Here is a 13377-nt window from a genome sequence, read left to right as displayed (position 1 = left end):
GGTCCGGCGGCGCCATCCGCGGTGCCGGCGGTCCCGCCAGGCGCATGGCCGCTCTCCCACGACAGGGGAGCGGCAGTTCGCCTGAGGCGGTAACGGGCGGGCGGCTTGCGTCGCGCCCGCGGATTACGGGAGGCGTCCCCGAGACGCCCGGAAGTGTTCAAGCGGCCACGCCGCAGCGAAAGGTACGGAGCAGAGATGTCGCAGCAGTCGCAGCATTGGGTCGCAACCGCCGGGCAGCCGTTGCGCGGCACCCTGGATATCCCGGGGGACAAGTCGGTCTCGCACCGCTCGGTGATGTTCGCCGCGCTGGCCGATGGCGTGTCCACCATCGACGGGTTCCTGGAGGGCGAGGACACGCGCGCCACCGCGGCGATCTTCTCGCAGTTGGGCGTGCGCATCGAGACGCCTTCGCCCTCGCGCCGCATCGTGCACGGCGTCGGCGTCGACGGGCTCAAGGCGGCCGACGGCCCGCTGGATTGCGGCAACGCCGGCACCGGCATGCGCCTGCTGGCGGGATTGCTGGCCGCGCAGGCGTTCGACAGCGTGCTGGTCGGCGACGCGTCGCTGTCCGGGCGGCCGATGCGCCGGATCACCGGGCCGCTGGCGCAGATGGGCGCGAAGATCGACACCGAGGCCGACGGTACGCCGCCGCTGCGCATCCATGGCGGGCAGGCCCTGGCCGGGATCGACTTCGCCTCGCCGGTGGCCAGCGCGCAGGTGAAGTCGGCGGTATTGCTGGCCGGCCTGTACGCGCACGGGCACACCTCGGTGGTGGAGCCGCACCCCACCCGCGACTACACCGAGCGCATGCTGTCCGCCTTCGGGGCGGAAATCGAATTCTCGCCCGGCTACGCCCGGCTGCGCGGCGGCCAGCGCCTGCGCGCCACCGACATCGCGGTGCCGGCGGATTTTTCCTCGGCGGCATTCTTCCTGGTGGCCGCCAGCATCGTGCCGGGGTCGGAACTGCGCCTGCGCGCGGTCGGGCTGAACCCGCGCCGGACCGGCCTGCTGCAGGCGCTGCGGCTGATGGGGGCCGATATCCGCGAGGAGAACCCGTCTACCCACGGCGGCGAGCCGGTGGCCGACCTGGTCGTGCGGCACGCGCCGCTGCAGGGCATCCAGGTGCCGGAGGAATTGGTGCCGGACATGATCGACGAGTTCCCGGCCCTGTTCGTGGCCGCGGCCTGCGCGCAGGGGCCGACCGTGGTGACTGGCGCGGCCGAGCTGCGGGTCAAGGAATCGGACCGCCTGGCGGCGATGGCCACGGGCCTGCGCACCCTGGGCGTGCGCGTGGACGAGACGCCGGACGGCGCCACGATCCACCCCGGCCCGCTCGGCGCCGGCACCATCGAGAGCCATCACGACCACCGCATCTCGATGGCCTTCGCGGTGGCCGCGCAGCGTGCGAGCGGCGAGGTGCGGGTGAACGACGTGGCCAACGTGGCCACGTCGTTCCCGGACTTCGACCGGCTGGCCCGGGGCTGCGGGTTCGGCCTGCATCGCTGAGCCGCGGCACGCGGGGGAACGGCACTGCCGGTCCCCCGCGCATGGCCGTCGGGCCCGCCCGATCAGTCGTGGCGGAAGTCGACCGGAAGCCTGACCGTCGCCGCCACCGCGCGGCCGTCCCGCATGGCCGGCTCGAACCGCCACTGGCGCGCGGCCTGGACCGCGGCGCGGTCGAGCTCGCGGTCGCGGGCACCGTCGCGCTCGGCCACCTGCACGTCGGTGGGCACGCCGTTGGCGTCGACTGCGATGTTCAGCACCACGCGGGCCTCGGCGCCGTTGCGCAGCGCGGCGGGCGGATAGCGGGGGACGGGGTTGTCGGCCAGCGGTCGAGGCGCGCGGTCGGGCACGGACGCGCTTGCACGCTGGCTCCCGGCAGGTGCGGTGGAACGCGCAGTGGCGGCCGGAGCCGCAGTCCGGCCTGGCGCCGGTTCGACCAGCACCGGCGAAGTGGGAAGGACGGCCTGTGGCGCCTGCTGCGTGCGCTGGGCGTACCACCATGCCCCGAAGGCGATGAGCGCGACGGCCAGCGCGGCCAGCAGCACGGGCGAGGTGCGGCGTGCGGTATCGGCCCGCTGCGGTTCGGCCGGCGCGGCGGGGTGCGAAGGGGTGTGAATGGCCATGACGATCTCCTGTTGGGTGTGACGCGACCCGAGTCTCGGCCAGGGCGATGTGTGCAGGGAGTGGTTTGGCGGTGAACGCGGCGCGAACCGCCAGTGCCGGTTCACCTGCATCAGCGCAGCGTGCAGGCCAAGGCGGCGCGGTTCAGCGGGGAGCGGGCTTGCGCGAGGCGGCGGTCATTGCGCCTTGAAGTCGATCGGCACCGACACGCTGCCGGGTACCGGCTGGCCGGCGGCGTCGCGCGCCGGCTCGAAGCGCCAGCGCGCCACCGCCTCGACGGCGGCGCGGTCGAGGTCGCGCGATCCGCTGTTGCGTTCGATCCGGATCGAGGCCGGGTGGCCGTCGGTGCCGACCTCCACCTGCACCACCACCGTGCCGCTCTCGCCGCGCCGCAGCGCGCCGGCGGGGTAGCGCGGCGGCGGCTGATCGGGCAGGCGCCGCGCCGGCTGCACCGCCACCGGCGTGGCCGGTACCGGCTCGATGCTGGGGGGCAGCACCGGCGCGGCGTCGCCGGGCATCGGCGGTGGCGCGGGCGCCGGCTCCTCGACCAGGCGCGCGCCCGTGTCGTACGCGGGCAAAGGCGTGGCCGCACCGGCCGGCGCCGGCCCGGGCAGCGGATCGAAGGCGGGCTGCGCGGCCGCCGGCTGCACCGGCTGCGCCGCCGGTGCGGCGGCACGTTCGCGCGCACCCAGCCACACCAGCACGAACAGCAGCAGGCCCAGCACGAACGCGTAGCCGGCCATGGCCCAGCGGCCGTGCGGCACGTGCCGGAACCAACCGGGCAGGGAGCGGGCGATGGCAGCCATGCGCGGGGAAGCAGTCGCATCCATGGGGAGGAACCATGCCGATTCTGGCACAGCCGGAGCGAACCCGAGGCCGCGCACGCCGCCGATTGACGGATAATGGCCGGCCCATTCCATCCGCCGTGCCCGCCATGCTCGATCCCGCGCTGCTCCGCCACCAGACCTCCGCCCTGGCCCAACGCCTGGCCGCCCGCGGCTATGCGCTGGACGTCGCCGCGCTGGAGGCGCTGGAGACCGAGCGCAAGGCGATCCAGGCCCGCACCCAGGAACTGCAGAACCTGCGCAACACCCGCTCCAAGGCGATCGGCCAGGCCAAGGCCAAGGGCGAGGATGTTTCGGCGCTGATGGCCGAGGTGGCCGGCTTCGGCGACGAGCTGAAGGCCTCAGAGGCGCGCCTGGAGGAAATCCGCGGCCGCATCGATGCCATCGCCCTGGGCATCCCCAACCTGCCGGCCGAGGACGTGCCGCCGGGCGCCGACGAGAACGCCAACGTCGAGCAGCACCGCTGGGGGACGCCGCGCGCGTTCGATTTCCCGGTCAGGGACCACGTCGAACTGGGCGCGCGCCACGGCTGGCTGGATGGCGACACCGCGGCCAAGCTGTCCGGCGCGCGCTTCACCGTGCTGCGCGGCCAGCTCGCGCGCCTGCACCGTGCGCTGGCCCAGTTCATGCTGGACCTGCACACCGGCGAGCATGGCTACGAGGAAACCAACGTGCCGCTGATCGTCAACGCCGACGCCCTGTACGGCACCGGGCAGTTGCCCAAGTTCGAGGAGGACATGTTCGCCACCGAGCTGGGCGAACACCGGCGCTACCTGATCTCGACCTCCGAGATCCCGCTGACCAACACCGTGCGCGACGACATCCTCGAGGCCGAGCGCCTGCCGCTGCGCATGACCGCGCACTCGCTGTGCTTCCGCTCCGAGGCCGGCAGCGGCGGCCGTGACACCCGCGGCATGATCCGCCAGCACCAGTTCGAGAAGGTGGAACTGGTCTCGGTGGTCCGGCCGGAGGACAGCGACGCCGAGCACCAGCGCATGACCCGCGCCGCCGAGACCGTGCTGGAGAAGCTGGGCCTGCCGTACCGCAAGATGCTGCTGTGCACCGGCGACATGGGCTTCGCGGCGCGCCGCACCTACGACCTGGAAGTATGGCTGCCCTCGCAGGAGACCTACCGCGAGATCTCCTCGTGCTCGACCTGCGGCGACTTCCAGGCCCGGCGCATGCAGGCGCGCTGGCGCAACCCGGCCACCGGCAAGCCGGAACTGGTGCACACGCTCAACGGCTCGGGTGTGGCCGTGGGCCGCGCGCTGATCGCGGTGATGGAGAACCACCAGCAGGCCGACGGCTCGATCGCCGTGCCGGACGTGTTGCGCCCGTACATGGGCGGGGCCGAGCGCATCGCCTGAAACCGCGCGGCCGCGATGCGGCCGGCCATGGAACCGAAGTTCTGCCGGCGAGAGGATTTCCCGCTGCCGGGAAGCACTGAAGCTGGGTGAGCGCGGGGTGTCCCGTAGGAGCCGGTTTGCCGGTCGCCGCCGTGCTTCCGTCACGCAGATATCCGGCCATGCGATGAAAGCGGGCGCCCCGCTGTAGGAGCCGGGTATGGCCGGCGACCGCCAGGGCAGGGGAGGTCATCACCCTATCGTTTCATCACCACGGCTGGCGCATGACACGGCGGCCCCATCCGAAGCCGGCGCGCTTTTGTGCCTTTAAGCTTTTGCTCCTGGAGCGATCTTCGAGCCAGCCACCGGCGTTCCGGCGGCCGCAAAACCGGGCGTCAATCCAGGAACTGCAGCCGTGCCAGCTCCGCGTACAGGCCATCCTGGGCCAGCAGTTGCTCGTGGGTACCCTCGGCCACCACCCGGCCACGGTCCATCACCACGATGCGGTCGGCCTTGAGCACGGTGGCCAGGCGGTGGGCGACCACCAACGTGGTGCGGCCGCGCATCAGGTTCTCCAGCGCGTGCTGCACCGCGCGCTCGCTCTGCGCATCCAGCGCGCTGGTGGCCTCGTCCAGCAGCAGCACCGGCGCATCCTTCAACAATGCCCGGGCGATGGCCACGCGCTGCTGCTGGCCGCCGGAAAGGCGCGCGCCGCGTTCGCCCAGCTCGCTGGCGTAGCCCTGCGGCAAGGCGGAGATGAAGGCGTCGGCCTCGGCCGCGCGCGCGGCGGCATGCACGTCCTCGTCGGACGCGCCGAGCCGGCCGTAGCGGATGTTGTCCATCGCGCTGGCCGCGAACAGCACCGGCTGCTGCGGCACCAGCGCCAGCCGCTCGCGCAGCCGCGCCGGGTCGGTGTCGCGCAGGTCGACGCCGTCCAGACACACGGTGCCCGACTGCGGGTCGTGGAAGCGCAGCAGCAGCGAGAGCACCGTGCTCTTGCCCGCACCGGAAGGGCCGACCAGGGCCACGGTCTCGCCCGGGCGCACGTGCAGGTCGAAGCCGTCCAGCGCGGGAGCGTCCTCGCGTTCGGCATAGTGAAAGACGGTCCGTTCGAAGCGGATCTCGCCGCGCAGCGGCACCGGCAACGCCACCGGCTGCGCGGGCGCGGCCACCTGCGTGCGTTCCTGCAGCAGCTCCGAGATCCGGCCCATGCCGCCGGCCGCGCGCTGCAGTTCGTTCCAGACCTCGGCCAGCGCGCCGACCGAGCCGCCGCCGATCAGCGCGTACAGCACGAACTGGCCCAGGGTGCCGGCGCTCATCGTGCCGTCCACCACCTGGTGCGCGCCCAGCCATAGCACCAGCACGATGGCGCCGAACACCAGCACGATGGCCGCGGCGGTGACCGCGGCCTGGGCGCCGATGCGACGCCGCGCGGTGGCTACCGCCACTTCGAGCGCCGCGCCGAAGCGGCCGCGCTCGTAGGGTTCGCGCGCATAGGCCTGCACCGTGCGTACCGCGCCCAGGGTCTCGGCGGCCAGCGCGTTGGCGTCGGCCACGCGGTCCTGGCTGGCGCGCGAGGCCTTTTGCAGGCGGCGCGCGCCCAGGACAATGGGCAGCACCGACAGCGGGATGCCGAGCAGCGACCAGGCGGCCAGGTGCGGGCTGGTGACGAACAACATCGCCAGGCTGCCGACCACCGTGACCGTGCTGCGCAGCGCCACCGACATGGTGGTGCCGATCACGCTGCGCAGCAGCTCGCTGTCGGCGGACAGGCGCGAGACCAGTTCGCCGCTGCGGCTGCGGTCGTGGAAGGCAGGGTCCAGCGCCAGCAGGTGCGCGTAGAGCCGGCCGCGCAGGTCGGCCACGACCTTCTCCGACAGCAGCGACACGAAGAAGAACCGTGCCGCGGTGGCGATGGACAGGACCACCGCGACCACGAACAACAGGCCGAAGGCCTGGTTGATCTGGCTGCCGCCGCCGAAGCCGCGGTCGATCATGTACCGGACCGCCACCGGCAGGCTCAGGGTGGCAGTGGAAGAGGCGGCCAGCGCCACCAGCCAGGCGCCGAACAGGCCGCCGTGGCGACGCACGAAAGGCCACAGCGTGCGCAGGCTGCCGAGCTTGCGCAGGCGCCCGTCGCGCTCGTTCGATCCGTCGGCCATCAGTGGGTGCCTCCGGAGACGGGGGGGTGGAAGCGCACGCGGTCGCGGGTGCCGTCGCGCAGCCGCGCCTGCAGGGCTTCGGCCTGGGCCGCGGGCAGGCGCAGGGACAGGCGCGCGCCGTCGGCGTGGAAGGATTCCCCGGTCTTCTCGGCCGCGTGCGCGGGCAGCGCCGCGTGCACCGCGCCCAGGTCCTCGAAGGCGCAGCTCAGGGCCAGTTCGACCATCGGCACCAGCGGCCGGCGGGTGGCCAGGCGCAGGCATTCGGCGGCCGCACCGCCATAGGCGCGCACCAGCCCGCCGGCGCCAAGCTTGATCCCGCCGAACCAGCGGGTCACCACCACCGCGACGCGGTCGTAGCCCTGGCCGTCGATGGCCGCCAGGATCGGGCGCCCGGCGGTGCCGGCCGGCTCGCCGTCGTCGCTGGAGCGGTAGTCCTGGCCGATGCGGTACGCCCAGCAGTTGTGGGTGGCGGCGGGATCGGAAACGCCGGCGACGAAGGACAGCGCGGTGTCCGGGGTGTCGACGGGCGCGGCCTGGGCAAGGAAGCGGCTGTGCCGGACCTCGGTCTGGAGCGAGGCCGGCGCGGCGAGAGTGTCGGTCATCGCTGCAATTCTACATCCGACCGCCTCGCGGCCCTGGCGGCCGGGGCGATGCGATGCCCGGCATGCGCGATACGGGCATGGCCGGCCCGCGCCCTACGGGGGCGCGGGCGGCAGCAGCGGGCGCAGGTCGTGCGGGATGGGATAGCCCGGATGGCTGCGGGCGAAGCGGGCGAGGCTGGCCCTCGCGCCGTCCAGGTCCCCGTGTTCGCGCTGCTCGCGGATGCGCTGCAGCCAGTGCGCGGCCGGGCCGTCGTCATCGGCATGGAACGCGTCCGCCTGCAGCGCGCGGGCGGGCGCCGGAGCGGAAGCCGCGGGGGGCGGTTCCGCCATGTCCATCGGCGGCGGCGGGGCGGCCATCCGTGCGGTGTCCTCGGCGGCTCGCATCGTCGTGTCCGGGGCGGGCCGTGGTCTGGCCATGACGTCCGCCCGTGGCGACGGTACGGGCGCGGCCGGAGAGGGGACCGGTGCCGCCGGAGCAATGGGAGCCGGTGGCGGGGGGGGAGGTACGGGAAGGGCCCGTTCCGCCACGGCCTCGGCCGCGGCCTTCCCGGCGCTTCCGGCGGAGCGGGCCGCCGTCGCCTTTTCCGCGCCGGCGGGCGAGGGTGCAGTGGGCTCGATGGCGATGGGTGCCGCCGCACGCGTTGGCGCGCGTGCCGGCGCGATGGCCGATGGGATGTCCGCGGCCACGGCCTCGTCCCTGGCCGATGGCGCCCGCCGTGCGTCGCCGTTCACCGCCGCCGCCGGCAAGTCGGCGGCCGCCTCGGTGGCGGCTTGCGGCCGTGGCGGTTCGCGCAGTTGCCAGGCCACGCCCACGGCCAGCGCCACCGAGGCAGCCAGGCCCATGGCGGTCGGCCAGGCCCGACGCCGGCGCCGGTGCCGGGCAAGCGGGATGGGTGCGGCATGGCCGGTGGCCGCCTGCGTCGTATCCGTGTCCGCCCCGACCGCCTGGCGCGCGGCGGCCAGGATGCGGGCGTCGGCGGCCGGCGAAGGGCCGGCGTCGGCGGCCTGCGCCAGCCACGTGGCCAGCTCGCGTTCCTCGGGCGTCAGCGGGTCGTTGTGGTTCATGTCCCCAGCCTCGTGCGCAGCTTGTCCATCGCGTAGCGCAACCGCGACTTGACGGTTTCCCGCCCGACGCCGGTGATCCGGCCGATCTCCTCCAGGCTCAGTTCGCCCTGCAGGCGCAGCAGCACCACCTCGCGCTGTTCCTCGGGCAACTCGGCCAGCGCCCGGCGCAGCCGGAGCCCGGCCTCCTGGCCGGCGGCATGGCGCTCGGGGGTGTCGGGGTCGACGACCTCGGCGGTGCGGCGCTCGGCATCGGCCGGTGCCGGCGGGCGGTGCTTGAGCGCGCGCCAGTGGTCGTTCATGCGATTGTGCGCGATCCGGTACAGCCAGGTGCCGAACGGCGCATCCGGGCGCCAGTTCGCGCGCGCGGCGATTACCCGCTGCCATACGTCCTGGAACAGTTCCTCGGCCAGCGCGCGGTCGCGCAGGTGGCCCAGGAGGAAGCGGAACAGCCGGTCGCGGTGGCGCGCGTACAGCGCCTCGAAGGCGGCGGTGTCGCCGCCGGCATAGGCCAGCATCAGGGTTTCGTCGTCGGGAGCGGCGCTCACTGCCTGGTCCATGGCCGCCAGACTACGTGGATGCGGGGCCCGCGCAAAGCGGGGGCGGGCGGGCAGGGACAGGGCGAGTTGCATGCCGATGCAACGGATGACGGGCCCCGAAGGGGTCGACGGGGTGGCAGGGATGCGATAGGAGGGCATTATGCAGAGGCGGCCATGCGCTCGTTCGCGGCCCTTACGACCCGGGGAGCCATGATTTCAGCCAACTCAGCCGAAAGCACGGGTACGGGCGCCGCCGATGGCGGCCATGCGGCATTGGCCGAGGCGGCGGCGGCCCTGGACCGGGCGCTGCCGGGCGCCGCGGTGCTGGCGCTGGGCTGGAACGACCCGGCGCTGGGCGTGTGCACCTGGCTCGGGCCGGGTGCGGCCGCGCAGGCGGGACTGCTGCGCACGGCCCTGGAGTGCGCGGCTACGGAGCACGCGGCTACGGAGCACGGGACGGCGCCGCCGCCGGAACTGTGGGTCCACGCCTGGCGGGACGTCCCCGGCGGCGCGTGCCTGGCGCTGGTGGCGCATGCCGCCACGCTGCCGGGCGGCGACATGCGCGACGCCTGGCTGGTCACCGCGCGCGCGGTGCTGGCGCCGGTGCTGGAAGCGGCCCGCCTGCGGTCGCGGCTCGCGGCGCTGGAGAAGTCGCAGCGCGCGCTGTACGAGATCGCCGACCTGGCCGGCAGCGACGTCGGGGTGGAACCGATGCTGCACCGCCTGCACGCCATCGTCGCCTCGCTGATGCATGCCCCGGAGTGCAGCATCGTCCAGTACGACGAGGCGTGCGACACGGTGCGCGTCCTCTACCAGGCCGGCCTGACCAGCGCAGCGGACGCCGACCCTGCCCGCCAATGGCGGCGCGAGGAATTGCAGGACGACCTGGTCTTCGCCCTGCTGCGGCACGGGCGCGCGGTGCGCGGGCCGCCGGAACGCGTGCGCCGGGACCTGGGGCTTGCGCCCGATGCGGCGCACGGGCCGGACAGCCAGGACTGGCTGGGCGTGCCGATGCGCTGCGGCGGCCGGGTCTGCGGCGCCATCGTGGTGCGCAGCCCCGACCGCGCCGATTGCTACGGCGAGGAGGAGGGCGCGCTGCTGGGCTACGTCGTCCAGCACGTGCTCGATCCGCTGGGCTGGCGCCAGGCCCAGGTGCACCTGGAACAGCGCGTGCTGGAGCGCACCCTGGAACTGGAGCACGCCAACCGCGAACTCCAGGAAGAGGTGGTCGAGCGCGAGCGCGCCGAGAAGCTGCAGCACGCCCTGTTCCGCATCGCCGAGATGGCGATGAGTTCGGAGAGCCTGGAGCAGTACTACGCCAAGGTCCATGCCGCGGTGGACGAGCTGATCTATGCGCGCAACTTCTACATCGCCATGCTCAGCGAGTCGCAGGACGAGATCGAGTTCGTCTATTCGGTGGACGAGACCGGCGACCACCGGCCCGTGCGCCGGCTCAGCAATGGCCTGACCGAGTACGTGGTCCGCAGCCGCGAGGCGCTGCTGGTCGACCGCGAGGGCATCGACCGGCTGATCGCCGCCGGCCAGGTACGCGAGTTCGGCCAGCAGGCGCACAGTTGGCTGGGCGTGCCGCTCAAGCGCGACGGCGAGGTGGTCGGCGTGATCACCGCGCAGAGCTACAGCCCCGGCATCCGCTTCACCGCCGACGACCAGCGCCTGCTGGCCTTCATCGCCCACAACATCGGCAACGGCCTGGCCCGGCAGAAGGCGCAGGAACGGCTCAAGGCCGCCCACGCCGAACTGGAGCGGCGCGTCGCCGAGCGCACCGCCGAGCTGGAGGAGGCCAACCGGCAACTGGTCGCGCAGATCGGCGAGCGCCTGCGCGCCGAACGGCAGCTCACCCACCAGGCCCTGCACGACACCCTGACCGGGCTGCCCAACCGCGCCTACCTGCTGGACTGCCTGGCCGCGGCCATCGAGCGCGCCCGGCATGGCGACGGCCGGGCCTTCGCGGTGCTGTTCATGGACCTGGACCGGTTCAAGCTGGTCAACGACAGCATCGGCCACGTCGCCGGCGACGAACTGCTGGTGGAGGTGGGCAAGCGGATCGTCTCGGTGGTGCGCGCCGACGACATCGTCGCCCGCCTGGGCGGCGACGAGTTCGCCATCCTGGCCCGTTCGCCGCCCGGCAGCGACGGCAGCGCCGGGATGCGCGACCTGGCCCGGCGCCTGCTGGAAACGCTGGGCAGCCCGCTGTGGGTGGCCGGCCGCGAGCTGTTCCCTTCGGCCAGCATGGGCATCGCCCTGTGGCACCCGCGCTATCGCACCGGCGAGGAGCTGCTGCGCGACGCCGACGCGGCCATGTACCGGGCCAAGAACCAGGGCCGCGGCCGCCATGCCGTGTTCGACGAGGCCATGCGCGAGCAGGCGGTGCGCAGCCTGGACCTGGAGGCGGACCTGCGCCGCGCCATCAACCGCCGTCAGTTCCTGCCGTACTACCAGCCCATCGTGCGCCTGGACGACGGCGCGGTGGTCGGGCACGAGGCGCTGCTGCGCTGGCGCCACGAACGGCGCGGCATCCTGGCGCCGGCCGCGTTCATCAGCCTGGGCGAGGAGAGCGGGCTGATCGAGCAGGTGGACTGGCTGCTGTACGAGCAGGTCATCGCCGACCTGGCCCAGGGCGGCGAGGGCTATGTCTCGGTCAACGTCTCGCCGCTGCATTTCCGCTCGCCGGACTTCGCCGAGCGGCTGCTGGGCCTGCTCGGCGCGGCTGGCGCGGCGCCCGACCGGCTGCGGGTGGAGATCACCGAGGTGGCGCTGCTGGACGACGCCCCGCGCACGCTGCGCATCCTCGACACCCTGCGCGAGCACGGCGTGCTGGTGCAACTGGACGATTTCGGCACCGGCTTCTCGGCGCTGTCGTACCTGCACCGCTTCCCGATCTCCGGGCTGAAGATCGACCGCAGCTTCGTGGCCGGGCTGGGCGAGGAGGGCGGGCGCCAGGAGAGCCTGGCCCTGTTGCGCGCGATCCTGGCCCTGGCCGGCACGCTCGGCATCGAGACGGTGGGCGAGGGCGTGGAACTGGAGGTCCAGCGCCGGCTGCTGCAGGCGCTGGGCTGCCGCTACGGCCAGGGCTTCCTGCTTGGCCGCCCGCAGCCCCAGCGGGTCGAATGAGCGAGGGCGCGCGGCGCCCTCACGCCTTGAGCACCAGCAGCCGCACCTCGCTCATGTCCTCGATGGCGAAGCGCACGCCCTCGCGGCCCAGGCCCGAGCCCTTCACCCCGCCGTAGGGCATGTTGTCCATGCGGAAGCTGGGCACGTCGCCGACCACCACGCCGCCCACTTCGAGCCTGTCCCAGGCGCGCATGGCGTGGGCCAGGCTGTCGGTGAACACGCCCGCCTGCAGGCCGAATTCCGAATCGTTGACGGACTCCAGCGCCGCCTCGAAATCGTCGAAGCGCTGCAGCACGGCGACCGGGCCGAAGGCTTCCTCGCGCTGCAGCTCGCAGTGGCGCGGCACGTCTTCCAGCAAGGTGGCCTCGAGCATGTTGCCGCGGCGGGTACCGCCGGCGACCAGGCGGGCGCCGGCGCCGCGCGCGGCGGCGATCCAGGCTTCGAGCCTTTGCGCGGCAGCCTCGTCGATCAACGGGCCGATGAAGGTGGCCTCGTCCTTCGGGTCGCCGGCGGCCAGGCCGCGTACCTTCGCCGCGAGCCTTTCCCGGAGCGCGTCGTACACCGCGGCGTGGACCAGGATGCGCTGCACGCCGATGCAGCTCTGCCCGGACTGGTAGTAGGCGCCGAAGGCCAGCCGCTCGACCACCTGGTCGAGCTTGCCGCCCTGGTCGGCATCGACGATGCAGGCGGCGTTGCCGCCCAGTTCCAGGGTGACCTTCTTGCGCCCGGCGCGGGCCTTGAAGTCCCAGCCCACCGCGCCGCCGGTGAAGGACAGCAGCTTGATCCGCTCGTCCTCGACCAGCGGCGCGGCGTCCTCGTTGCTGCAGGCGAACACCGAGAAGGCCCCCTCGGGCAGGTCGGTCCCGGCCAGCACCTCGGCGATGATCAGCGCGCCCACCGGGGTCTTGGCGGCGGGCTTGAGCACGAACGGGCAGCCGGCGGCGATCGCCGGGGCGACCTTGTGCGCCACCAGGTTGAGCGGGAAGTTGAACGGCGTGATGAAGCTGCACGGCCCCACCGGCACGCGCTTCCAGACGCCGCGGTAGCCATGCCCGCGCTCGGAGATCTCCATCTCCACGGTCCGGCCCTCGATGCGCACCGACTCCTCGGCGGCGATGCGGAAGGTGTCGACCAGACGGGCGACTTCGCCCCGGGCGTCCTTGATCGGCTTGCCGGCCTCGATGCACAGCGCCAGGGCCAGTTCCTCGGCGCGCTCGCGGAAGCGCGCCACGCAGTGTTCCAGGATCGCCTGGCGCTTGTACGGGGGCAGGGCGGCCATGGCCGGCGCAGCGGCGGCGGCGGCGGCGATGGCGCGCTCCACCGTGGCCGCGTCGGCCATCGCCACCCGGGTGGCGGCCCGGCCGGAATACTTGTCCAGCACGGCCAGGTCGGCGTTGGGGGCTTCGGCGACGTTGGCGATGTAGAGGGGGTAGCGGGGTTCGAGCATGGGGGACGTCCTGTACGCGACGGCGCCGCGAGTATGCCGCGGGTGGGGGAAAGGCGGCGTGGGGATGAGCCGCGGGAGGCGTGGGAACACGGTGTGGGAAGCACGCGGCCTTCGGGGCGCC

General features: G+C 73.4%; 10 protein-coding genes. 3 read left to right on the top strand and 7 right to left on the bottom strand.

Annotation, left to right across the window (positions count from 1 at the left end):
• Positions 1–195 precede the first annotated feature (195 nt).
• Complete coding sequence (aroA, locus tag HNR76_RS07770) at positions 196–1506, top strand: 3-phosphoshikimate 1-carboxyvinyltransferase (RefSeq protein WP_162309546.1); 1311 nt, start codon at positions 196–198, stop codon at positions 1504–1506.
• 62 nt (positions 1507–1568) lie between these two features.
• On the opposite strand, the gene HNR76_RS07765 is transcribed toward aroA, so the two are convergent.
• Entirely contained in the window at positions 1569–2126 is a 558-nt protein-coding gene (locus HNR76_RS07765) for an energy transducer TonB (RefSeq protein WP_162309545.1), read from the bottom strand.
• 174 nt (positions 2127–2300) lie between these two features.
• On the bottom strand, positions 2301–2930 hold the full coding sequence (locus HNR76_RS07760) for an energy transducer TonB (protein ID WP_183982184.1): 630 nt from the start codon (positions 2928–2930) through the stop codon (positions 2301–2303).
• A gap of 128 nt (positions 2931–3058) precedes the next feature.
• On the opposite strand from HNR76_RS07760, the gene serS reads away from it, so the two are divergent.
• A complete protein-coding gene (gene serS, locus HNR76_RS07755) occupies positions 3059–4336 on the top strand; it encodes a serine--tRNA ligase (protein WP_162309544.1) in 1278 nt (425 codons plus the stop codon).
• A gap of 371 nt (positions 4337–4707) precedes the next feature.
• Here the strand turns inward: serS and HNR76_RS07750 are convergent, their stop codons facing one another.
• The 4 genes from HNR76_RS07750 to HNR76_RS07735 all read right to left on the bottom strand — a co-directional run bounded on the left by HNR76_RS07750 (position 4708) and on the right by HNR76_RS07735 (position 8698).
• The gene (locus HNR76_RS07750; RefSeq protein ID WP_162309543.1) at positions 4708–6474 is read right to left on the bottom strand and encodes an ABC transporter transmembrane domain-containing protein; all 1767 of its coding nucleotides are present in this window, start codon (positions 6472–6474) and stop codon (positions 4708–4710) included.
• Complete coding sequence (locus HNR76_RS07745; protein WP_162309542.1) at positions 6474–7076, bottom strand: IMPACT family protein; 603 nt, start codon at positions 7074–7076, stop codon at positions 6474–6476. The genes HNR76_RS07750 and HNR76_RS07745 overlap by 1 nt, the downstream gene beginning before the upstream one ends.
• A gap of 93 nt (positions 7077–7169) precedes the next feature.
• Positions 7170–8141, bottom strand: a complete 972-nt coding sequence (locus tag HNR76_RS07740) for a hypothetical protein (RefSeq protein WP_162309541.1) — start codon at positions 8139–8141, stop codon at positions 7170–7172.
• A complete protein-coding gene (locus tag HNR76_RS07735) occupies positions 8138–8698 on the bottom strand; it encodes an RNA polymerase sigma factor (protein ID WP_162309540.1) in 561 nt (186 codons plus the stop codon). The genes HNR76_RS07740 and HNR76_RS07735 overlap by 4 nt, the downstream gene beginning before the upstream one ends.
• Before the next feature lie 189 nt (positions 8699–8887).
• Between HNR76_RS07735 and HNR76_RS07730 the strand changes: the two genes are divergently transcribed.
• Positions 8888–11809 carry a bifunctional diguanylate cyclase/phosphodiesterase gene (locus HNR76_RS07730; RefSeq protein ID WP_162309539.1) on the top strand — a complete coding sequence of 974 codons (2922 nt, stop codon included), beginning with the start codon at positions 8888–8890 and terminating at the stop codon, positions 11807–11809.
• A gap of 19 nt (positions 11810–11828) precedes the next feature.
• Here the strand turns inward: HNR76_RS07730 and HNR76_RS07725 are convergent, their stop codons facing one another.
• On the bottom strand, positions 11829–13256 hold the full coding sequence (locus tag HNR76_RS07725; RefSeq protein ID WP_162309538.1) for an aldehyde dehydrogenase family protein: 1428 nt from the start codon (positions 13254–13256) through the stop codon (positions 11829–11831).
• Positions 13257–13377 lie beyond the last annotated feature (121 nt).

It is taken from the genome of Pseudoxanthomonas broegbernensis (assembly GCF_014202435.1).
GTDB classification, from domain to species: domain Bacteria; phylum Pseudomonadota; class Gammaproteobacteria; order Xanthomonadales; family Xanthomonadaceae; genus Pseudoxanthomonas; species Pseudoxanthomonas broegbernensis.
Note: the sequence above shows the minus strand (reverse complement) of the source record. Positions and strands in the feature narration are given on the sequence as shown.

Coding starts and splice junctions, on each gene's coding strand:
- HNR76_RS07760 (WP_183982184.1), bottom strand. CDS start 2,930: ATGGCTGCCATCGCCCGCTCCCTGCCCGGTTGGTTCCGGCACGTGCCG.
- HNR76_RS07745 (WP_162309542.1), bottom strand. CDS start 7,076: ATGACCGACACTCTCGCCGCGCCGGCCTCGCTCCAGACCGAGGTCCGG.
- HNR76_RS07750 (WP_162309543.1), bottom strand. CDS start 6,474: ATGGCCGACGGATCGAACGAGCGCGACGGGCGCCTGCGCAAGCTCGGC.
- HNR76_RS07725 (WP_162309538.1), bottom strand. CDS start 13,256: ATGCTCGAACCCCGCTACCCCCTCTACATCGCCAACGTCGCCGAAGCC.
- HNR76_RS07735 (WP_162309540.1), bottom strand. CDS start 8,698: ATGGACCAGGCAGTGAGCGCCGCTCCCGACGACGAAACCCTGATGCTG.
- HNR76_RS07730 (WP_162309539.1), top strand. CDS start 8,888: ATGATTTCAGCCAACTCAGCCGAAAGCACGGGTACGGGCGCCGCCGAT.
- serS (WP_162309544.1), top strand. CDS start 3,059: ATGCTCGATCCCGCGCTGCTCCGCCACCAGACCTCCGCCCTGGCCCAA.
- HNR76_RS07765 (WP_162309545.1), bottom strand. CDS start 2,126: ATGGCCATTCACACCCCTTCGCACCCCGCCGCGCCGGCCGAACCGCAG.
- aroA (WP_162309546.1), top strand. CDS start 196: ATGTCGCAGCAGTCGCAGCATTGGGTCGCAACCGCCGGGCAGCCGTTG.
- HNR76_RS07740 (WP_162309541.1), bottom strand. CDS start 8,141: ATGAACCACAACGACCCGCTGACGCCCGAGGAACGCGAGCTGGCCACG.